Source organism: Marinifilum sp. RC60d5, assembly GCF_052400665.1.
Classification (GTDB): domain Bacteria; phylum Bacteroidota; class Bacteroidia; order Bacteroidales; family Marinifilaceae; genus JBQTGK01.
Map to the genome: position 1 here is coordinate 207,114 of NZ_JBQTGK010000003.1, position 22,154 is coordinate 229,267.

Genomic DNA, 22,154 nt, shown 5'->3' on the forward strand with positions numbered 1-22,154 from the left:
AAAATATATTTATTATGCACCCTAATTGTAATTCTACTTTTAGGGTGTTATTTTAAACAGGTAAACAGTAGGCTTTAAAAATATGGATGAGGTGATTAAGGAAATATTAGCCGCGAAAGATCAAAGAGCTGAGGCAAGAATTCAAATTGCAAATCAGAAAAAGGCCTCTTTAAGCTTTAATTTGAATGTACCTGGATATCCAAAATCAAACGATAAAATTAAATCTTTTTTTGAGCATACATTAAAAGACTTAAAACGATATTTGTTATCTCATCGTATTGTTATTGAGCAGGAAAATGAGCAATGTAAGGCCGATGAAGCCGGCGATTTTTATATTGTTCCATTAACTGGTAATATATCTGTTTGCCAAATTAAGGAGCTTGCCGAGTCTTTCGAAATTAAACATCCACTTGGGAGATTGTTAGATATCGATATTACCAATTCAGAGGGAAGTCCCGTTTCGTCGGGTAAAGCAAAGGTATGCTATTTCTGTAATCAGCAGGCAGCCATTGTTTGCATGAGAGAAAAAGCGCATTCTTACGAAGATATGAGGAATAAGATAGATCGGGATATTTCCTGTTTTATGGAATCGGTTCGTCAAGATAGGCTTTGTAATTTTCTTTCGGCAACTGCCCTAAAAGCACTATTGCACGAGGTTTCATTGTCGCCAAAACCTGGTTTGGTCGATCGGTTTTCAAATGGTTCTCATCAGGATATGGATTTTTCTACTTTTTTAAATTCAAGCGCTGTACTTTCGGTTTATTTTAAAGATATCGCACAATATGGATTTATTTTTAACCAGGAAAACCCGAAGGATGCCTTACCAGAATTACGTCGCATAGGCTTGTTAATGGAGGAGGATATGTTCCGCGAAACACAAGGTGTAAACACTCATAAAGGAGCAATATTCTTGTTGGGATTTTCTCTTTTTATTAGTGCAAATCTTATAGCCAAAAATAAATTTTCTTATTCTGCTTTTGCAGATCAGTTAAAAAAGTTAAATGGGAATTTAGTTGAGCAGGAACTTGGTAAAAAGCTGTATTCTAAAGCAAAAACTCATGGAGAGGAATGTTTCGAAAAATACGGATCTAAAGGATTAGGCATTCGTGGTGAGGTGCAATCGGGTTTACCCTGTGTTTTTAATCATGCTATCCCGATTTTATCAACTCATTTAAAGGGTATTAGCTTGTTTACTGATAGTTTATTGCAGAAATCATTAAGTCATACTTTACTTGCATTAATTGCCAATAATAACGATAGCAATATTTTGTTTAGAAAGGGAATTGAAGTTTTAGAACAGTTAAAAGATAAAGCACGAATTGCTTTTAATAGTTTTAATACCAATAAGTTTAATAGTGATTATAAAGATTTACGGGATTATTGCAATACAGAAAATATTTCGCCAGGAGGTTCGGCAGATCTGCTGGCAGTAAGCTTTTTTATTTATATGGTAAATCAAGATTATAATTAATACTAAATAATAACAACAAAACAAATAACTTTTGTCATGATTTAAAGAGGCATAAGTATCTCTTTAACATCTTAAATAAAGAATTTATTTTCACTAAAATCTTTATTATTGAACACTGATAAACAAGTAATAAATCACACACTAAGAATACTTAAACTAACAAAACAAAGAAATAGAGATGGGAGTTGAAAATACAGATTACAGAGAAGAATCTTTGGATTTAAAAAACCCCTATGACATAAAATTGATTTCCAAATTTCTGGGCGCTTTGGGTTTCGATTTTGAAAGACGGGATGTTGATTATACAATGATTCTGTATAACTTGAATGGGGAAGTTATTGGAACCGGATCGTATAAGGGGAGAGTTTTAAAATATGTTGCTGTTGCTCCTGAGTTTCGCGAAGGTGCAGCATTTGCTCAAATTGTTACGCATCTTATCGATTTGGTAATACTTAAGCATAAGCATATTTTTGTTTATACAAAACCTCGAAATTTAGAAGTTTTTAAAGGTTTGGGATTTACCGAAATTGCAACAGCCGAGCCTTTATTTTCGGTTCTCGAATTTGGATACGAAAACATTAAAACGTATCAGGATTACTTAAGATCCATAAGGAGAGAAGTTAATGTAGGCGATATTGCAGCGATTGTTGTTAATTGTAATCCTTTTACAAAAGGGCATAAATATTTAATTGAAAAAGCCTGTAAAGAAAATCGATTGGTTTATCTTTTTGTGGTTGAGGAAGATCGTTCTTCTTTTACTTTCGATATACGTTGGAATCTAATAAAAGAAGAGCTTGGTAATATTGAGAATCTGGTAATGGTAAAAGGTGGAAATTATGTTGTTTCGGGAACAATTTTCCCATGCTATTTCTTAAAACAGGAAAAGGAGTGCGATATTGCCGATAAGCAGGCTGAACTGGATGTAATTACCTTCTTGCGTTATATTGTTCCTGTTCTTAATATTAATAAAAGATATGTAGGAACCGAAATGTATTCTCCGGTAACAGCAGCCTATAACCAGGCTATGATAAAATATTTGCCGGCAAATGGAGTAGAATTACTTGAAATACCCAGAATTACCTGTGGTGGGGAGGATAATTACATTTCTGCTTCGAAGGTAAGGCAGGCAATTCGAGAAGATAAATTAGATGAAGTTTTGGATTTTCTTCCAAATTCAACAAAGAATTTTCTACTGTCAGAGGAATCGTCTGAGATCAGGAAAAAAATAAGAGAAACAGTGACAAGACATTAACGAAAGCCGGATTTTATCCGGCTTTTTTATTTTCTTTTAATTTTTTGAAGCAAAAAAGACAAACTAGTGGGTTTTGTATTGTAAGTATATTTTGCAAAAATTAAATAAAACAATAAAATAATATTAAATAAGTAATTAAAATAGAGAGGAATATGGTAATTTTTATTACTAATATCATCGATTATAATGTAGGAAAAAGTTAAAACTTCTCCTCCAAACCAAAGCCATAAAAACACTTCATTTAAATCGTCAGTTCTTCTGGTTTTAAAAGTGTGAATAACTTGAGGAAGAGCACAAACAGCAAATAAAAGACTTCCTATCCATCCAATTATATCATTCATATTTAAGGGTATTATTTTTTTGCAAATGTGCTAAAAAATTAAATAGGAACGATTATTTTTGGTTTCTTTCAATAAGGAGCATGGTTCTGTCATCGTCAAATTTAGAAACGTTGAATGTGTGAATTATTTCTTCCTCAATTTCTTGGGGAGTTAGGTGTTCTGATTTTTTGTATTTATTCAATGCTAAATAGAGTGCATCATCATCAATCATTTCATTGTTTTTGTCGTTAACAGCTTCGGTGTATCCATCGGTGTAAAACAATAATTTATCTCCTTCATAAAAATCGTGAACTAAACTTTGGTATTGTGCATTTTTTATTACTCCCAATAAAGTTCCAACAATATTTAATTGCGATATGGTATCTTCGGTATAATCGTAGTAATAAGGGCGCAGAGCTCCTGCCGAAGCAACACTTATTTTATTGGTATTTGCTGATATGGATATTATACTTAGTGTTGTAAACACTTCGGTTAGCTGCATGTCTTTAAAAACATACTGATTAATTATCTCGAGAAATTTTCCCGGATATTCGACAAAATCCAGTTCTTTTCTATTTAGGAAAAAGTTAATTGTACTTCGAATGTATGCGATATAAGCAGGAACAAAAAACCAGGCATCCCATTTTTTACCCATAACATCACCAACAATTAAAATTTTCCGGTTTTCATCAACATTAATTATTTCATAATAATCGCCACCAGGTAATTTATCATAAGGCTGGTGTAGTATTTCAATATTGTAATCTTTCAATTGATCTGAAAAATTATTTTCAAATCTAATTGGTGATCTTTTAGCAGCTGTGTTTAAAGCATTTAAATATTTGTTTTTTAATTCATGTTCTCGTTGAATATTTGAATTAATTTGGTGTACGATTAATTTAGGATCCAATTGTTTGTATAGGAAACTATTGATTTTAAATTTTAGGAAAAAATCCATTTGTTCCTTATTGTTCGGATCTGTAATTAAAATGCTTAATGGTAAATGGTTAGAAATTATTTCGCTGATTTTTTCCAGAATAGAAACAGCCCAGCTAGCGGCATCATCAATAATTATTTCCCATGTATTTACGTCCTGTAAGGCCATAAAAAAATCAGAGTCGGTGTAAACAACTCTAATATTGGTTTTAATTAATTTTCTTGGTAGTGGAAAAGGTTTTATTCTATTTGCGCAATATATTAGAATGCCTTTTTTAAAGCTTATGTCATTTTTGCGAGCGTCGTCAAGAATATTTTTTCTAAGAAAAGATTTTTTTAAGTGAGACTGAATTTTAGATACGAAAACCTTTTGTTTAATAGGTTTTGTGATAAAATCATCAGCACCATCATTTAAGTTTTTAATCCAGGTTTCCTCTTCGTTGTTGCCAGATAAAAATATAAATGGTGTATGTTGATATTCAGCTAGTTTTCTAAAATGACGCACCAATTCATTGCCATCCATTAATGGCATATATAAATCGGAGATAATAAGATCGTAATGTTCGTTTTTGGCTTGGTCTATTGCCTCTCTTCCGTTTTTTGCAAGCGTTGTTTGATAACCTAAATTTTTAAGAGTAAACTCAATAAATTTTAGAATTACAATATCGTCATCAACAACAAGAATATGTGGAGAGACCTTAGCCATACTGGCAAATTATTCTGCCTTAGAAAAGCTGTTTATACAAGCTGTAGGATTCTGCAGAATATCAAAAATTGAATCCAACTGCATTAATTCTATTAATTCCATTACGTCTTTGTTTATATTACAAAGCTTTATTTGGCTTTTGTGTTCTTTTGAAGTTTTAAGAGCCGATAGAAGAGCTCCAAAACCAGAACTGTCAATAAAGCTTATGGCTTCAAAATCTACAATTAGTTTTGATTTAGGAACACTCAAAACTTCGTTCATTTTTTCTTTAGCAACACCAGCATTAAGAGCATATAAACGATTAGTTTCAATCAGTTTCATAACTGTAATTGTGTCGATGTTTTTGGTTTCTATATTCATAGTAAATGATGCAGTTAAAGTTCTTGTAAGGTTGATTTTAATTCGTTAACGGCTAATGGACAGCTTGACAAAAAAGTACTGACTAATTCTGGAATGTAATCTAATTTAATGTCACTTAGGGGTTCATGCATAACATTATTCCAATTTTTTTCATCTTCAGAACTTAGCTCAATACCTTTATCTTTTTTTAATTGTAATTCAGACTTAAGATTTCCTTTTGAATAATGTTCCAATTTTTCTAAACATTCGCCAATAGATTCCATTCCCATTGTGCGAACAGATGATTTTGCTTTATGGGCAACAGCTCCTAATCTATTCCAATCATGGGCTTCGAAATATGACGAAACTTCACCTGTAAACTCAGGTATTTGTTCTATGAAAATTTCAATCATTTCTCCGATAATACTATTATCGTTACCCGACATCTCCTTTAAATAGGACAAATCTGTGAGTTTTCCTTTTTGAGTCATTTTTGCAGGATGATCTTGTTATATAAAAAGTTGTTTATAAATATTAAGATACATATTTAAAACGAAAAAAATAATAGTTTATAATATGATTAGTATCTAGAAACCTCTCCAGTTTATTGTTTTTGCTAGTGCAATATTACTAAATTAATTTTAAATTACCTATTGAACAAGAATCGATAAATTGTCTCATATTGCTTGTGTTTATTAATGGTTTAGACTTGGTTTGTATAATTAATTTAGATCTCGTATGAATGTATTTATATGTTTTACCTTTTTTCTTATTTGAGGTAATTGCTTTAAATTATGGGTAATATTTAATTAAAATCGATGAATAATGGAATGTAGATTTACTTTTTTAAAAGTGCTAAGAAAAAGAATACTCTCTTAGTATGTTGCTAATATATTATATATCTAAAGCAATTTATTAAGGTTTAACTTTGTTAAGCTAAAAGTTATATTGGTTTTTTATATTGGTAATTAAGTGGTTATAATTTGTCGGTTATTCCTATTTGTATTTATAGAAATACTCTTAGTACAAATCTTATTGTTATTGGCATGGAATAATGATTTTTATTTGCAGGATTATCTTAATTTCGCAGATTCAACCAGTATTATGTTGTTTATTTGGAAGGAGTGTATTAGTTTTCTGCATAGAAAAAATGAAAAGCATAAAGTAATTTAGTTATGCAAACGATATCTGAGAAAATTTTTTACATTTGCAAATGCATAACGCAAACATAATACACTAGTTTTTTCTTGGGTGATTTTTCAAAGTAAAATAACTTTTACTTAAATATTACTTTAAACACAAAATACAATGAAAAGAACAGCTTTCACTAGTTTTCACGAAGAATTAGGTGCAAAAATGGCACCATTTGCAGGTTATAATATGCCTATTGAATACACTGGAATTAAAGATGAGCACTTATGTGTTCGTGAGAAGTTAGGTGTTTTTGATGTGTCTCACATGGGCGAGTTTTGGGTTAAAGGTCCAAAAGCCTTTAATTTTGTTCAAAAATTAACGACTAATGATGTTGCAGCTTTAGCTGATGGTAAAGTTCAGTACTCTTGTTTTCCTAACGGTAAAGGTGGTATTGTTGATGATTTATTGGTATATCGCGTAGATAGCGAGACTTATTTATTGGTTGTTAATGCGGCTAATATCGAAAAAGACTGGAATTGGTGTTGCGAAAATGCCAAAGAAATAGGTTTAGAAGTCGGTAGCGAATTATATAATGCTTCAGATGAGATTTGTCAGTTAGCCGTTCAGGGTCCCTTGGCATTAAAGGCAATGCAAAAAATTGTTGATGTTCCTGTTGAAGATATGGAATATTATACTTTTAAAAAAGCAACTGTTGCGGGTATCGAAAATGCAATTTTTTCTACAACTGGTTATACCGGATCAGGTGGATGTGAAATTTATGTAGCAAACGAAGATGGTAAGAAATTACTTGATGCTGTAATGGAAGCAGGAAAAGAGTTCGGTATTCAGCCAATTGGTTTGGCAGCCCGCGATACGTTACGTTTAGAGGTAGGTTTTTGCTTATATGGAAATGATATTGATGATGAGCATACTCCAATTGAAGCAGGATTAGGATGGATTACTAAATTTGTTGAAGGAAATGATTTTATCGACAGAGATTTCTTTGAAAAACAAAAGGCCGATAAACCTAAACGCAGACTAAAAGGTTTTGAATTAATTGATAGAGGAATTCCTCGTCATGGATATAAAATTGAAGATGCTGATGGAAACGAAATTGGTGAAGTAACTTCGGGAACTATGGCTCCTATGGTTGGTAAAGCAATTGGTATGGGATATGTGAAAGAAGGTTTTTATAAAGTAGATACAGAAATTTATATTAGGGTAAGAAAGAAAGCTTTAAAAGCTAAAATTGTAAAAATGCCTTTTTATAAAGGATAAGCTTACAGGTTTTTACTTCAAATTATATAGCAGGTGTACTTTGGTATGCCTGCTTTTTTTATCTGTGAAAACAAGGCTTAATTCAAACATAAATTTATACATTTGTAATTCTTATTAAGAATATTCTGCTGTTTTTGCGCTTTTTTGATACTCGAATTTTGGTTTTTTTCGAAAAAAAAATTGATAAATCGTGAAAATTGAAATAAACAAACTATAATATTTTGAATAAGAGAAATATTTAAAATAATTTCTGTGGGTTAAGGTACTGAAATTCAGACTGTAAATATTAATCTATATGAAGGGGGATGAAATGATTTTTTTTTGTTAAAAAACATCAAAAATAAACCTTAAAATCATTTCAAAATAAATTTTTATTTGCAAAATTTGCCTCAGGATATGGAATAATACAAAAATTTAAAACGTTTGAAAAATGAAAGTACACAACTTTTCTGCAGGCCCTTCAATCCTTCCGGATTTCACAGTTGAAAAAACTGCTGAAGCAATTACAAATTTTGCTGGAACAGGTCTTTCTGTAATGGAAGTTTCACACCGTAGCAAAGAATTTGTTGCAGTTATGGATGAAGCTATCGCATTATTCAAGGAATTATTGAACATCCCAGAAGGATATTCAGTTTTATTTTTAGGTGGTGGAGCATCAACTCAGTTTTGCATGATTCCTTACAACCTAATGGGAAAAAAATCAGCTTACCTAAACACAGGTGCTTGGGCAAATAAAGCTCAAAAAGAAGCAAAGCTTTTTGGTGAGGTAGTAGAGGTGGCATCTTCGAAAGATACCGTATACAACTATCTGCCTAAAGGATATGAAATTCCTGCCGATGCTGATTACTTCCACATTACTACCAATAACACAATTTATGGTACCGAAATAAAAGAAGATTTGGATATCAATATTCCATTGGTAGCCGATATGTCTTCAGATATTTTCTCTCGTCCGGTTGATGTATCTAAATATGCATTAATTTATGGTGGTGCTCAAAAGAACCTTGCTCCTGCAGGTGTAACTTTTGTGATTGTTAAAGATGAGATCTTAGGTAAAGTTGATCGTCAGATTCCTACCATGCTAGATTACAGAACTCACATTAAAGGTGTATCTATGTTTAATACTCCTCCAGTAGTTCCTGTATTTGCTGCTCTTCAAACTTTGAAATGGATCAAAGAAAAAGGTGGTGTCGCTGCAATGCAAAAACTAAACCAAGAAAAAGCTGCTGTTCTATACGACGAAATCGATCGTAACCCAATGTTTAAAGGTACTGTTCTTAATAAAGAAGATCGTTCTTTAATGAATATCTGCTTTGTAATGTCAGATGAATACAAGGAACTTGAAAAAGATTTCTTGGAATTTGCAACTTCTAAAGGAATGTCTGGAATTAAAGGGCACCGTTCTGTTGGAGGATTCCGTGCTTCTACCTACAATGCTTTACCAAAAGAAAGTGTGCAGGCTTTGGTTGACTGCATGAAAGAATTTGAAGCAAAGCACGTAAAATAATGTATATTTGATAAGCAGGAGAGAGAAATACTTCTGCTTTTCGTCATTCAGATGCATGAGGAACGACTAAAGTAATTCAATAAAGTAAAAAGTATTAAGTAAAAAGGTTTAAACTGAAATTACTTGAAGCTTGTAGCTTAAAAATTACTTCGATTTGGCTGACAATGACATTTTATTTTTTTAATTCAAATTTTCAAATAAAATGACTAAAGTATTAATTGCAACCGAAAAACCTTTTGCACCTGCCGCTGTTAGCGGTATTAGAGGTGTTGTAGAGGGCGCAGGTTATGAATTAGTTTTGTTAGAATCTTATACAGATAAAGCTGATTTATTAGCAGCAGTTGCCGATGTTGATGCAATGATTATCAGAAGTGATAAAGCAACTCGTGAGGTAATAGAAGCAGCTAAAAAGCTTAAAGTAATTGTTCGTGCTGGTGCAGGATACGATAATATCGATCTTGAAGCTTGTACAGAAAAAGGAATTGTTGCTATGAACACTCCCGGACAGAATTCAAATGCTGTTGCAGAGTTGGTTTTAGGAATGATGGTTTTCTTAGCAAGAAATGGATACAATGGAAAAGCAGGAGTTGAGCTCAGAGGTAAGAAAATTGGTATTCATGCCTATGGTAATGTAGGTAGATATGTTGGCGAAATTGCTAAAGGTTTTGGAATGAAAGTTTATGCTTTCGATCCATTTGTAGCTAAAGAAGCAATTGAAGCCGATGGGGTTACTGTTGTTGATTCGGTTGAAGAATTGTATAGTACCTGTAACTATGTTTCCTTGCATATTCCAGCAAACGATAAAACAAAAAATTCAATTAATTTTGATTTATTAAACAAGATGCCAAAAGGCGGTATTCTTGTAAACACAGCTCGTAAAGAGGTTATCGACGAAGAAGGCTTGGTTAAATTGATGGAGGCTCGTGCCGATTTTTCTTACATTTCGGATATTGCTCCGGATTGCAAAGACGAAATCGCAGCTAAATTCGAAGGCCGTTTCTTCTTTACTCCTAAGAAAATGGGTGCACAAACTGCCGAGGCAAATATCAATGCTGGTATCGCCGGAGCAAATCAAATTGTGAACTGTATCGAAAAAGGAGACGAAACTTTTAAGGTAAACTAGAAAATCTAGTGACTTTGTGAATTCGTGAATTTGTAATATAGAAAATAGATAGATTGTTAATGTTTGATTTCGAAAAACTAGACCTTTATCAAAAATCGTTAGATATGATTAAGTTGGTTTATGAACAAACAAAAGATTTGCAATTGATGAAAAGTTTGGATTAACAAATCAATATCGAAGAGCAGCAAATTCTGTAGCATTAAATATTGGAGAGGGGTATGGTGAAACTATCCCCCTCTCTTTAAAATATTTAAGAATATCCAAAGGTTCGATTCGAGAATGTTTGGTGTGTGCTGAAATAGGATTACAGCAAAATTATATTGATAAAATTCATTATAACGAGATGAGAACTATATTAACAGATTTATCTAAGATGTCTTCAGGTTATAAAAAATATCTTGAACGAAAACTTGATGTTAATTTTACAAAATAACGAAATTACAAAATAAGAAATACACAAAATTAACAACACAAACACAACTAACAATGGCTATCGTAAAACCATTTAAGGGCCTACGCCCACCAAAAGAAATTTCGAAAGATTTGGCTTGTTTGCCGTATGATGTAATGAATTCGGAAGAAGCTGCTAGAATGGCTGAAGGAAAAGATTGTTCTTTGCTTCATGTTACTCGCGCAGAAATTGATTGTCCTGCAGGAACAGATGTTCACTCGGAAGAGGTGTATGAAAAATCCGTATCCAATTTTAAAATGTTCCAGGAAAAAGGATGGTTAAAACAAGACCAGGAAGCTAAGTTTTATATCTACGCACAAACGATGGATGGAAGAACTCAGTATGGTATTGTAGCTAATGCTGCTTGCGAAGATTACAGAAATGGTGTAATCAAAAAACATGAACTAACTCGTCCGGATAAAGAGGAAGATCGTATGATTTTAACTCGTTATACCGAGGCTAACCTTGAGCCAGTATTCTTTTCGTATAAAGCTGTTCCTGAGATCGACGCGATTGTTGCAAACATCGTAGAGAATGAAGCTGCAGAATATGATTTTGTTGCAGAAGATGGATTTGGTCATCATTTTTGGCCTGTAAATAATCCAGCGACCAACAAAGAGTTGGAAAAATTATTTGCAACAAAAGTTCCTGCTACCTATGTGGCTGATGGACACCATAGAACAGCAGCTGCTGCTCGCATTGGCGATGAGTTTGCTGCTAAAAATCCAAATCATACAGGTGATGAAGAGTACAACTATTTTATGGCTGTACATTTTCCAGATAATCAATTAAAGATTATTGATTACAACCGTGTTGTAAAAGATTTAAATGGAATGTCTGAAGAAGAATTCTTAAATAAGCTGGAAGTTACTTTCGATGTAGAATGCATGGGAGAAGATATTTACAAGCCTTCTGCATTGCATGAATTCTCTATGTATCTTGATAGTAAATGGTATAAACTTAGTGCTAAAAATGGTACTTTCGACGATAAAGATCCTATTGGAGTATTAGATGTAACCATTCTTTCAGACCATGTTTTAAATAAGCTTCTTGATGTTAAAGATCTTCGTACAACTACTCGCGTAGAATTTGTAGGTGGTATTCGAGGATTAGGAGAATTAAAGCAACGTGTTGATTCTGGTAGTATGAAAGTTGCATTTGCATTGTATGCAGTATCTATGCAACAATTAATTGATATTGCCGATACTGGTAATATCATGCCTCCAAAAACAACCTGGTTCGAGCCTAAGCTTCGTTCTGGTTTGTTAATTCACAAGTTAGACTAAGAAAAACTTACTTGATATATTAAGAGGATGCCTGTGGGTATCCTCTTTTTTTTGTATTTTCTTAACAATTTGGTTAAAAAAATACTTAAATGTTTTGTTTGTTCCATTTCTTCCAATATATTTGCATTAACCAAACGGTTAAACCGGATGGTTTATTTTTTGAATATCAATTAACCAAATGGTTAAAATATGAAAGAGAAAAAAAAATCAATAGAAACAGAAGGGAATATTTTAATTGCTGCACGACAGATTTTTGCGAAGAAAGGTCTTGCAGGAGCAAGAATGCAGGAAATTGCGGATACAGCAGGAATAAATAAAGCATTACTGCATTATTATTTTACAAGTAAGGAAAAATTATTTGAACAGGTTTTTGAAGAAGCTTTTATGAAAATTATGAGGCCGCTTGCTTTGTTTTTGGCAGATGATTCAGATTTGTTTCAAAAGATCCGAAGCATTTGTCATGTTTATCATGAAGTGTTAATCGAATTTCCATTTCTTCCCAACTTTGTGCTTAATGAAGTGACTACAGATCCTTTTCGAGTTTTTTCGATGATGGAAATGGAAGGTGTAATAGAAGGAAAAGAAAAAACGGTACGGCAAATAAATAAAGCAGTTGAATTGGGTGAAATAAGGGCGATTGACCCTCAGGAACTGATCTTAAATATTGTTAGTTTATCTGTATTTCCTTTTGTAGCTCGCCCTATTGCAGAGGAATTATTGTTTAAGAATATCGATATGGATAAAATGCTTAAGACAAGAGCAAATCAAGTTGCCGATTTTGTAATTCAATCCATAAGAATATAATTTTTTGATATGAACACAATTTTTAGAAATAGTAAATACATTTTTTTACTAATCGTTTTTTTGAAGATTCAGATAGGCTATGGACAGGAAATGGTTTTGAGCTTAGAGCAAATTCAAGAAGAAGTACAAAAGAATTATCCATTAATGAAAGGGAAGGTGCTTTTAAATGAATCTTCGGTTTTAAATGTAGAAAATTTGAAAATTTCCTATTTGCCAAGGCTTTTTGTAAACGGACAAGTTAGTTACCAATCGGATGTAACGGGAATTAGTTTGCCAGGTGTAGATGCGCCCAAAGCCCCAAAAGATAGGTATGCCCTTAATCTTGATATTGAGCAATTGATTTACGATGGCGGAAAAACCAAAAGCCGGATTAAGGTGGAAAAGAAAAATTCGGAGGTAGAAATTAATGGGCTCGAAATTAAAATGTATCAATTAAGAGCAAGAGTAAATGCTGCTTTTTACGGAATACAACTGGTACGAAAAAGTAAATTGATATTGCTGGATAAGCAAAAAGCCATTTTGAATCGTCTGCAACAAATTGCTTCGGCGGTAGAGAATGGTGTTGTTTTACCTGCCAATTTAAAAGTATTGCAGTCCGAATTGCTATTAATCGATCAACAGGTGCAAGAGCTTAACTCAATGGAAGAATCTTCGTTTTCGGTTTTATCTAAATTGTCAGGAAGAAATTTAAAAACGGATGTAAAGCTTAAGGAAACTACTTACGAAGAAGTATTTATGAGCAATATAGATTTAGATCTTAAGCAAAGACCGGAATATTTGCTTTACTCTAGCCAAAAGTCTTTATTAGAAGCTCAAAAGGAACTATTAAAGAAAGATAGATCTCCTGTAATTACCGGATTCGGACAAGCGGGTTATGGTAATCCGACTTATAATCAGTTAAAGGATGAATTTGACACTTATTATATGTTGGGAGCAAAAATATCGTGGAATATTTTTGATTGGAAAGCAAATAGGCGCAAGCAAAAAGAAATAATTATTCGAAAAGATTTAATTAATAGCCAGCAATTAAGTTTTACTCAAAATCAGTTAATCGAAATGGATAATGAAACAAGTAAAATTAGAAAGTTTAATGTTTTGCTTGAAAAGGATGATGCTATAATTGAATTGCAGGTTGCAGTAAGTAAAAGTTCTGCTTCTCAGTTAGATAATGGTGTAATCACCTCAAGTGACTACTTAGAGGATTTGAATAAAGAAGTTCAGGCAAAACTAAATAAAGAATATCACAAAATACAATTGCAGCAGTCAATAGCTGAATACAACAGAATTAAAGGAATTTAAAGGATCAAAAAAATGAGAATTACAATAATAATAGCTATCGCCCTTGTGTTTTTAACATCGGCATGCAATCAAAACAATAACGAGTCGGACGCTTATGGTAATTTTGAAGCAACCGAATATACCATATCGGCCGAAAATAGTGGGAAAATACTATTTCTCGATATCCAGGAAGGTGATGTATTTACCAAGGCTGAACAGGTTGGATTGATTGATACAAGTCAGTTGTTTTTCCAGAAAGAACAGTTACAAGCACAGAGAAAATCGATAGCATCTGGGGTGAAAAATATTCTTTCACGAATTGCAGTTTATCAAGAGCAGTTGGATATTCTTAAAAAAGATAAAATTCGTATTGATAAGATGTTTGCAGATAAAGCAGCTACAAGTAAGCAAGTGGACGATATCAATGGAAATATATTGGTGGTTCAGAAACAAATTAAATCGGTAAAAACAGAAAATGCCAGAGTGCTTGGTGATTTAGAAAATGTGAATCGAAAAATTGATGCTTTAAATGATTTAATTGAGAAAAGTAAGATTTATGTTCCTGAGACTGCAACGGTTTTAGAAAAATATCGTGAGGTTTACGAAATGGTGAATGTAGGAACTCCATTATTTAAATTGGCCGATTTAAGAACTTTGGATTTACGGGTTTACGTGAGTGGTGATCAACTTTCGAGGTTGAAAATTGGCATGGAAGTAAATGTATTGATTGATAAAAATAAAGAAGAAAATCATACGCTTAAAGGAAAAGTGACATGGATTTCATCTCAATCGGAGTTTACACCTAAAATTATTCAAACTAAAAAGGAGAGGGTAAAGTTGGTGTATGCAGTAAAAATAAATGTTGTGAACGATGGTCATCTGAAAATTGGGATGCCTGGCGAAATTAGATTTTAATTTCTTATGGATGCAAGTATACGCATAAACAATTTGTCGAAAAGTTATGGGGATATTCAAGCACTTAATAATATCAATTTAGATATTAAATCAGGAGAACTGTTTGGATTAATTGGCCCCGATGGTGCGGGTAAAACAACACTTTTTCGATTGCTGGCTACTTTACTCTTACCCAATAAGGGAACGGCAACACTATGCAATATAGATAGTGTAAGCGAGTACAAAAAAATTAGAGGATTACTCGGTTATATGCCTGGTAAATTTTCGCTTTATCAGGATTTAAGTGTAATTGAAAATCTTACGTTTTTTGCAACGGTATTTAATACAACTATCGAGGCAAATATGGATATGATACATGATATTTGGGTGCAAATTGAACCTTTTAAGAATCGATTGGCAGGAAAATTATCGGGTGGAATGAAACAGAAATTAGCTTTGTGTTGTGCGCTAATTCATCAACCAAAAATTCTTTTGTTAGATGAGCCTACTACTGGTGTTGATTCTGTTTCGAGAAGTGAATTCTGGCAAATGCTGAGAGGTTTAAAAAGTCGTGGAATTACTATTGTGGTAGCAACTCCTTACATGGATGAGGCTAATATGTGCGAACGTGTTGCCTTAATTCAGGATGGTCAAATTTTACAGGTTAACACTCCTAAAGAGATTATTGATCAATTTGAAAGAGGTTTGTATTCAATAAAATGTGAAGACAATTATCAAACATTACTCGATTTAAGAGAATACAAGTATACCAATTCGGTTTTTCTTTTTGGACAAAGTTTACATTACACCGATATCCGAAATGAATTTTCATTCGGGGAAATAAAGCAATATTTAAAAAATAAAGGTCGCTTAAATATTGTAATCGAAAAAATACAAGCTAGTATAGAAGATTGTTTTATGGCACTAAGCACAAAATCAGAAGCTCATGAGTGATATGGAGAAAGTGATACGTGTTAAGAATATGTATAAGAAATTTGGAGATTTTACTGCGAATAACAATTTGTCGTTCGACGTATCGAAAGGTGAAATTTTTGGATTTTTAGGAGCCAATGGAGCTGGTAAAACAACGGCAATTAAAATACTTTGTGGTTTATCTTATCCAAGTTCAGGACAAATTAGTGTAGCGGGTTTCGATGTTTATACACAACGCGAAATGGTCAAAAGAAATATTGGTTATATGAGCCAGAAATTCTCTCTTTACGAGGATTTAACCGTATTTGAGAATATCCGTTTTTATGGTGGAATTTATGGCTTATCGAAAACCGAAATTCAATCGAAAGCCAACGAGTTGCTGAATAAATTAGATTTGCAGCATGCCAGAAATAAATTGATTAGTGCTTTGCCTTTGGGCTGGAAGCAGAAATTGGCTTTTTCGGTTGCTATTTTTCACAATCCTGAAATTGTATTTCTTGATGAGCCTACTGGAGGAGTTGACCCTGTAACCAGAAGACAGTTTTGGGATTTGATTTACGATGCAGCACGAAGCGGGATTACTGTATTTGTTACTACTCATTATATGGATGAGGCAGAATATTGCGATCGGGTTTCGATTATGGTAGATGGAAAAATTGAAGCGCTGGATACACCTGAAATGTTGAAAAAACAGTTTGATGCAGCCGATATGGATCAGGTATTTTTGACTTTAGCAAGACATGCTACAAATATTGAGTAAGGATAAAAATAATACGAAATGAATCGATTTATCGGATTTTTAAAAAAAGAATTTTACCATATTTTTCGAGACAAACGATCAATGTTGATTCTGTTTGGAATGCCCATTGTTCAAATCTTGCTTTTTGGTTATGTAATAAGTACCGATCTTAAAGATGTTAAAATGGCTGTTTTAGATCATTCTAAGGATGAGTATTCAGTTGAAATTATTAATAAAATTACTTCGTCGGGCTATTTTACATTATCCGATAATCTGCAGACGCTAGAAGAGGCCGATGCCGTTTTTCGAAAAGGAGATGTGAAATTAATTTTGGTTTTTGAACCCGATTTTGGAAAAAATCTAATGAAAAATTCAAAAGGGAATGTTCAAATTCTAACTGATGCATCAGATCCTAATACTGCAAATTTAGAGGTGAACTATTTGCAGGGAATTCTTCAGAATTATAATATCGAAATTAATAGCGGAAAGCAAATTCCATTTTCTATTCGAGCCAAATCGCGCATGTATTTTAACTCGAATTTAGAGAGTGTATTCATGTTTATTCCCGGTATTATGGCTACTATTTTAATGTTGGTGTCGGCCATGATGACTTCGATATCAATAGCTAGAGAAAAAGAATTGGGAACCATGGAAATATTATTGGTGTCTCCATTAAATCCTTTGCAAATAATATTAGGAAAGGTTACTCCTTACTTAGCTTTATCATTTATTAATGCTATGGTAATTGTTGGCATGGGCTATTTTGTATTTGGAGTTCCGGTTTTAGGAAGTTTTATATTGTTAATGGCCGAAAGTGTTTTGTTTATATTTTTGGCCTTGTCACTTGGCATATTTATATCAACAGTGGCAAAAAACCAACAAGTAGCTATGATGCTTTCCATGTTTGCATTAATGCTGCCTACCATTATTCTTTCTGGCTTTATTTTTCCAATTCGAAACATGCCCTTTCTTCTGCAGGTTTTTAGCAATATAATTCCGCCCAAATGGTTTATTATTATTTTGAAAAATATTATGCTAAAAGGTGTTGGAATAGAATATGTATGGAAGGAAACATTGGTATTAATTGCAATGACAATTGGTTTTATTGCTCTTAGCTTAAAAAAGTTTAAAACAAGATTGGAGTAATTACAGATAAGGAACAGTTATGAGAGTATTAAAATATTTATTGCAAAAAGAATTTTTACAGATTTTTCGTAACAAAGGAATGTTGCCCATCATCTTTGTAATGCCAATTCTTCAACTCTGTATTTTGTCGTTTGCGGCTACCTACGATATGAAAAATACAAACTTGTATGTTGTTGATAAAGATTTATCAAGTCATTCAAGAGAATTAATATCCAAATTTAACGGATCACCATTTTTTACAGTTAAAGAAGTTGGTTTTTCCGAGAAGGAAGCAGAAAAAGAGTTGTTTAAAGATAATATCGATGCTATTCTTGTTTTTAAGGAAGATTTTGGAAAAGCAGTCGATTTAAAATACAAAGCATCGGTACAAGTTTTGGTAAATGCCATAAATGCAAGCTCGGCAGGTTTGTACAATGCTTATATTAATTCTGTAATATTAGATTACAACGAAAGTATAAAATTGAATTTTGCAGGGAATAGTCAGAAAAGCCAGCACAATTTAGTTTACTCAACTTATTCTCACCAATTTAATCCTGAGATGAAGTACATACCATATATGCTGCCAGGTATATTAGTACTTTTGGTTACGGTTGTTGCCTTGTTTTTGTCTGCAATGAATGTGGTTCGTGAAAAAGAAATAGGAACCATAGAGCAAATTAATGTTACCCCAATAAGAAAATCGCAGTTTTTAGTGGCAAAACTAATTCCTTTTATGGTAATTGGCTTTTTAGAATTAGGCCTTGGTCTTTTGATTGCAGCCTTTGGGTTTAAAATTCCATTTCTGGGATCTGTTTGGCTAATTTATTTGGTTGCATTTGTATATCTGTTGGTTATTTTGGGTTTTGGTTTACTCATCTCTACCCAAACCGACACACAGCAGCAGGCCATGTTTATTGCCTGGTTTTTTATGGTTATTTTTCTTTTAATGAGTGGTTTGTTTACGCCAATTGAAAGTATGCCAGAATGGGGACAGAAACTAAATATTCTAAATCCAATTGCATATTTTATCAAAATCATTAGAATGATATTGCTAAAAGGATCTGGATTTTTTGATATCATAAAAGAACTGATAATACTAAGTATTTTTGCCTTATCAGCTATAACTTTTGCTGTTAAAATGCATCGTAAAGTATCATAAATTTGCACTTGAGTTTTTGCTTACCGATTAAAAGACTGTTTTTACCTATTTTTGCAATGAAAATTTGTACAAATCTGCTTTCTTTGAATAAAATCTAATTTAATGATTAAAACATATTTAAAGCCAATTTATAATACAGTCTGGAGAGTATTAATTGTTTTTTCGGTATTACTTCAGGCAAGTTTAATGCCATTAGATTTTTTGTTCGAACTAAGAAGTATGCACTGGTATCGCATGCTGGATTTGTTCATTTCAATCATTTTTTTTATAGATTTAATTGTAAACATCTTTATTTATCGGAATATTAAAAATAATACAAGACTTAAAGATATTTATTGGGATTCTTATTCGTCCTGGAAATTTTTTATTAGCGATGTTCTTTCAATATTGCCTTATGCATTGATATTCTCAAATCCGTATTTTCAATTTTTTCGCTTGTTTAAATGGATAAAAGTGTATAGAACAGTACGTTTTTTTCAGATTCGTAATATCCGAATGTCAACAAAAATTTCTCTTTGGTTTTTGGTATCAGGATTTTTTCTTTTTTCTCATTGGTTTACCTGTATTTGGTTGTGGATTCATGGCTTGGGAAGTAATTTTTCCAATGCCGATAATTATGTGAAAGCATTGTATTGGGTTATAACAACTTTAACATCTGTAGGATATGGAGATATTGTCCCTCACGGAAATATAGAGATGCTTTTTACCATATTATTGCAGATTTTAGGTGTTGGAGTTCTTGCCTTACTGGTGGGTACTATGGTTGGTATTTATGCAAAGAAAAATCCTACCGATCAGCGGTTTGAGGAGAATATGGAAAGGCTAAGAGCATTAATTCATTATCAGAAAATATCAAAAAACTTACAACAAAGAATTAGCGATTATTTTACTTACGAGTGGAAACAAAAATTGGGTTACGACGAAACTGAACTAATGGAGACTTTACCTTATGGTTTAAGAAATGAATTGCAATTAGAGTTTAAGAAAAATGCAATTAAAGATATTCCTTTGTTCGATTGTGTTAATGATCATTTTATTAGAGATATTGCTCAATACCTAACTCCTATGGTTTTAACGCCCGGCGATTATTTGTTTAGAAAAGGAGATATTGCACATTCAATGTTTTTTATACAGCGAGGAAAATTTAAGGTAATGTCGGAAAATGAAGAACTAGCAATTCTTAAGGCGGGTGATTTTATGGGGGAAATAGCCTTGTTTAAAAAATCGAATAGAACTGCAACGGTTAAATCGGAGGGATATTCAGACGTATACGAATTACAGAAAAAGGAATTTGAGAAGGTGCTTAAAAAGTATCCGCAAATAGCTGAAAAAATTAGTGCAAAATCAAAATTGAGAGAGAAAAGATATATTTAACCATTACGACCTATTAAATTTACATCATGTTTGCTCATTATCATAAAATAAATGAATTACTGCATTTGGAATTTCTTAAAATTGAAAGAAAACGGGTTGGAATTATTTTATTGTTATTTTTAATTGGTACACTAATTATTCCGGTACTTCATTTTTTTGTGCCCGATTTACTGCAGTCTACAATAAATAACACACAGTTTGTAGGGGGGGTATATACCTGGTGGTTTGTTTTCTTTTTATTCGAAGTGTTTGTTTTTATTCGAATACATTTCGGCATAAAATACAATAGATCAATCCCCAGAAAATTACTGATATTAAACTTGATAATGGAATTTGGAATTCCAGCAATAATTTTGTTTAAAGCAGTAAAATACGATAATTCATTGTTGATATTAGAGTATGATGGATTAATATTCTATTTTCTACTGTTAATGTTGTCGGCAATGCATCTTGATTTTAAAATTTCATTAGGAGCAGGAATATTAGCTTTTCTAGGATATTTGGGTGTTTCTTATTGGGGAATTCAGTTTTTACAACCCAAAGGAGATATAAATCAGATGTTGGAGATATATGTGATGAGAAGTTTCGGACTTTTAGTTGCAGGTATTATTGCAGGTGTTGTAGCTGTAGAAATTAGAACCAGGGTTAATAAGTTTCTCGAAACTAAAGATTATCAAAGCGAAATGGAATCATTACTCGGGCAACAGCTTTCTCATAAAGTGGCAAAAGAATTAATCTCACATCGAAACGATTCGGTTGGGCATAAGGTAGTTGGCTCAATAATGTTTATGGATATAAGGAACTTTACTACAATGGCCGATCATCAGAGTCCTGAAGAAACAATTGAATATCAGAATGCAATTTTCGATCCTTTAATTCGAATTATAGAGAAAAACGATGGTATAATTCATCAAATACTTGGCGATGGATTTATGGCTTCTTTTGGAATTGCTGTAAAAAATGAAAATCATGCTATTGATGCTTATAATGCAGGATTAGAAATTGTTGAGGTGATAAATAGTTTATGCGTTAATGCAGAATCAGAATGCACCCGAATAGGCATAGGTATTCATAGTGGAGAAGTTATCACAGGTAATATTGGTAACGAAATAAGAAAACAATTCTCTATTGCCGGTAAAAATGTAATAATGGCTTCTCGTATCGAGCAACTAAATAAAGAATTTAAAAGTCAATTTTTAGTGAGTGAACAATTTGCAAACTTATTGGATTGTAAAGAAGATTTAATTGATTTAGGTTCGGTTAAGTTGAAAGGTATTGACAATAAAATTGGTATTTATCAGGTTGGAGAAAAATGTAGTTGTATAAAATAAATTAAACTAAATAGGCGATAGGTTTGGATATTATCTACATAATAAATATTTTTATGATCCATTCGACTTTGAATGTCTAAACTAAATTTATTTAAAATGAAAAAAATTATTTTTATTGCAGTTGCCTTGTTTGTATCTGCTACAACTTTTGCACAAGAAGCTCATTTTGGAGTTAAAGCGGGAATGAACTTTGCAAATATGACTGGTGATGATATCGATGGAGATATGAAAGCTGGTCTTTATCTTGGTGGTTTTGTGAATTTTAAACTAACAGAAAAATTTGCATTGCAACCAGAACTAATTTATTCTCAGCAGGGAAGTAAAAGTGATGAAGGTGGCGCTGATGAAAAATTAAGAACCGATTATTTAAATGTTCCTATTATGGCTAAATTTTATGTTAGCGAAGGTTTTAATTTGCAAGTGGGGCCACAGCTTGGATTTTTAGTAAAATCAGAATATGAGCTAGATGATGTGGATGTAGATATAAAAGATGAAACTAAAGGAGTAGATTTTAGTTTAGGTTTAGGTTGTGAATACGAAATGGAATCTGGTTTTGGTATTAACCTTAGATATAATTTAGGATTATCTGAGATATATGATGACGGAGATCCAAAGCATTCAGTTTTACAGATTGGAGCATCTTTTAAATTTTAATTTTGCAGATAATATATTTATAAAACCACCGTTATTTTTTTATTTCGGTGGTTTTTTCTG

21 protein-coding genes are annotated in these 22,154 nt (G+C 32.5%); 17 read left to right on the forward strand and 4 right to left on the reverse strand.

What is annotated here, in order from left to right; genetic code table 11:
• The first annotated feature begins 91 nt into the window (after window positions 1-91).
• Together ACT3CE_RS08395 and citC are read left to right on the forward strand one after the other, a co-directional pair.
• Window positions 92-1,471, forward strand: coding sequence for a triphosphoribosyl-dephospho-CoA synthase (locus tag ACT3CE_RS08395; protein ID WP_444709319.1), 1,380 nt, complete (start codon window positions 92-94; stop codon window positions 1,469-1,471).
• 178 nt (window positions 1,472-1,649) lie between these two features.
• Window positions 1,650-2,723, forward strand: coding sequence for a [citrate (pro-3S)-lyase] ligase (gene citC, locus ACT3CE_RS08400; protein WP_444709320.1), 1,074 nt, complete (start codon window positions 1,650-1,652; stop codon window positions 2,721-2,723).
• 26 nt (window positions 2,724-2,749) lie between these two features.
• Here the strand turns inward: citC and ACT3CE_RS08405 are convergent, their stop codons facing one another.
• Genes ACT3CE_RS08405 through ACT3CE_RS08420 form a run of 4 tightly spaced genes read right to left on the reverse strand, consistent with a single transcriptional unit; the run spans window position 2,750 to window position 5,515 of the window.
• Window positions 2,750-3,064: a PQ-loop domain-containing transporter gene (locus ACT3CE_RS08405; protein WP_444709321.1), complete on the reverse strand. Its 315-nt coding sequence runs from the start codon at window positions 3,062-3,064 to the stop codon at window positions 2,750-2,752.
• Between the two features lie 52 nt (window positions 3,065-3,116).
• The gene (locus ACT3CE_RS08410) at window positions 3,117-4,685 is read right to left on the reverse strand and encodes a response regulator (protein ID WP_444709322.1); all 1,569 of its coding nucleotides are present in this window, start codon (window positions 4,683-4,685) and stop codon (window positions 3,117-3,119) included.
• Window positions 4,686-4,694: 9 nt separating this feature from the next.
• Window positions 4,695-5,045 (reverse strand): STAS domain-containing protein, encoded by a 351-nt coding sequence (locus tag ACT3CE_RS08415; RefSeq protein WP_444709323.1) that lies wholly within the window; start codon window positions 5,043-5,045, stop codon window positions 4,695-4,697.
• 14 nt (window positions 5,046-5,059) lie between these two features.
• The gene (locus ACT3CE_RS08420; RefSeq protein ID WP_444709324.1) at window positions 5,060-5,515 is read right to left on the reverse strand and encodes an Hpt domain-containing protein; all 456 of its coding nucleotides are present in this window, start codon (window positions 5,513-5,515) and stop codon (window positions 5,060-5,062) included.
• An 817-nt stretch (window positions 5,516-6,332) separates the two neighbouring features.
• On the opposite strand from ACT3CE_RS08420, the gene gcvT reads away from it, so the two are divergent.
• The 15 genes from gcvT (at window position 6,333) to ACT3CE_RS08495 (ending at window position 22,094) form a co-directional block, all read left to right on the forward strand.
• Window positions 6,333-7,436 (forward strand): glycine cleavage system aminomethyltransferase GcvT, encoded by a 1,104-nt coding sequence (gene gcvT, locus ACT3CE_RS08425; RefSeq protein WP_444709325.1) that lies wholly within the window; start codon window positions 6,333-6,335, stop codon window positions 7,434-7,436.
• A 430-nt stretch (window positions 7,437-7,866) separates the two neighbouring features.
• On the forward strand, window positions 7,867-8,943 hold the full coding sequence (serC, locus tag ACT3CE_RS08430) for a 3-phosphoserine/phosphohydroxythreonine transaminase (RefSeq protein WP_444709326.1): 1,077 nt from the start codon (window positions 7,867-7,869) through the stop codon (window positions 8,941-8,943).
• Between the two features lie 202 nt (window positions 8,944-9,145).
• Entirely contained in the window at window positions 9,146-10,066 is a 921-nt protein-coding gene (locus tag ACT3CE_RS08435) for a 3-phosphoglycerate dehydrogenase (protein WP_444709327.1), read from the forward strand.
• Between the two features lie 142 nt (window positions 10,067-10,208).
• Window positions 10,209-10,499 carry a four helix bundle protein gene (locus ACT3CE_RS08440; protein WP_444709682.1) on the forward strand — a complete coding sequence of 97 codons (291 nt, stop codon included), beginning with the start codon at window positions 10,209-10,211 and terminating at the stop codon, window positions 10,497-10,499.
• Between the two features lie 53 nt (window positions 10,500-10,552).
• Entirely contained in the window at window positions 10,553-11,803 is a 1,251-nt protein-coding gene (locus ACT3CE_RS08445) for a DUF1015 domain-containing protein (RefSeq protein ID WP_444709328.1), read from the forward strand.
• A 189-nt stretch (window positions 11,804-11,992) separates the two neighbouring features.
• Window positions 11,993-12,607 (forward strand): TetR family transcriptional regulator, encoded by a 615-nt coding sequence (locus ACT3CE_RS08450; RefSeq protein ID WP_444709329.1) that lies wholly within the window; start codon window positions 11,993-11,995, stop codon window positions 12,605-12,607.
• A gap of 60 nt (window positions 12,608-12,667) precedes the next feature.
• Window positions 12,668-13,906: a TolC family protein gene (locus tag ACT3CE_RS08455; protein ID WP_444709330.1), complete on the forward strand. Its 1,239-nt coding sequence runs from the start codon at window positions 12,668-12,670 to the stop codon at window positions 13,904-13,906.
• A 12-nt stretch (window positions 13,907-13,918) separates the two neighbouring features.
• Window positions 13,919-14,800 carry an HlyD family secretion protein gene (locus ACT3CE_RS08460; RefSeq protein ID WP_444709331.1) on the forward strand — a complete coding sequence of 294 codons (882 nt, stop codon included), beginning with the start codon at window positions 13,919-13,921 and terminating at the stop codon, window positions 14,798-14,800.
• Window positions 14,801-14,806: 6 nt separating this feature from the next.
• Complete coding sequence (locus ACT3CE_RS08465; protein WP_444709332.1) at window positions 14,807-15,733, forward strand: ABC transporter ATP-binding protein; 927 nt, start codon at window positions 14,807-14,809, stop codon at window positions 15,731-15,733.
• Window positions 15,726-16,472: an ABC transporter ATP-binding protein gene (locus tag ACT3CE_RS08470; protein ID WP_444709333.1), complete on the forward strand. Its 747-nt coding sequence runs from the start codon at window positions 15,726-15,728 to the stop codon at window positions 16,470-16,472. The genes ACT3CE_RS08465 and ACT3CE_RS08470 overlap by 8 nt, the downstream gene beginning before the upstream one ends.
• Before the next feature lie 18 nt (window positions 16,473-16,490).
• A complete protein-coding gene (locus tag ACT3CE_RS08475) occupies window positions 16,491-17,597 on the forward strand; it encodes an ABC transporter permease (RefSeq protein WP_444709334.1) in 1,107 nt (368 codons plus the stop codon).
• A gap of 19 nt (window positions 17,598-17,616) precedes the next feature.
• Window positions 17,617-18,735: an ABC transporter permease gene (locus ACT3CE_RS08480; RefSeq protein ID WP_444709335.1), complete on the forward strand. Its 1,119-nt coding sequence runs from the start codon at window positions 17,617-17,619 to the stop codon at window positions 18,733-18,735.
• Window positions 18,736-18,837: 102 nt separating this feature from the next.
• Complete coding sequence (locus ACT3CE_RS08485) at window positions 18,838-20,109, forward strand: ion transporter (protein ID WP_444709336.1); 1,272 nt, start codon at window positions 18,838-18,840, stop codon at window positions 20,107-20,109.
• 26 nt (window positions 20,110-20,135) lie between these two features.
• Window positions 20,136-21,440 (forward strand): adenylate/guanylate cyclase domain-containing protein, encoded by a 1,305-nt coding sequence (locus tag ACT3CE_RS08490; protein ID WP_444709337.1) that lies wholly within the window; start codon window positions 20,136-20,138, stop codon window positions 21,438-21,440.
• A 96-nt stretch (window positions 21,441-21,536) separates the two neighbouring features.
• Window positions 21,537-22,094 (forward strand): porin family protein, encoded by a 558-nt coding sequence (locus tag ACT3CE_RS08495; RefSeq protein WP_444709338.1) that lies wholly within the window; start codon window positions 21,537-21,539, stop codon window positions 22,092-22,094.
• The last annotated feature ends 60 nt before the right edge of the window (window positions 22,095-22,154 follow it).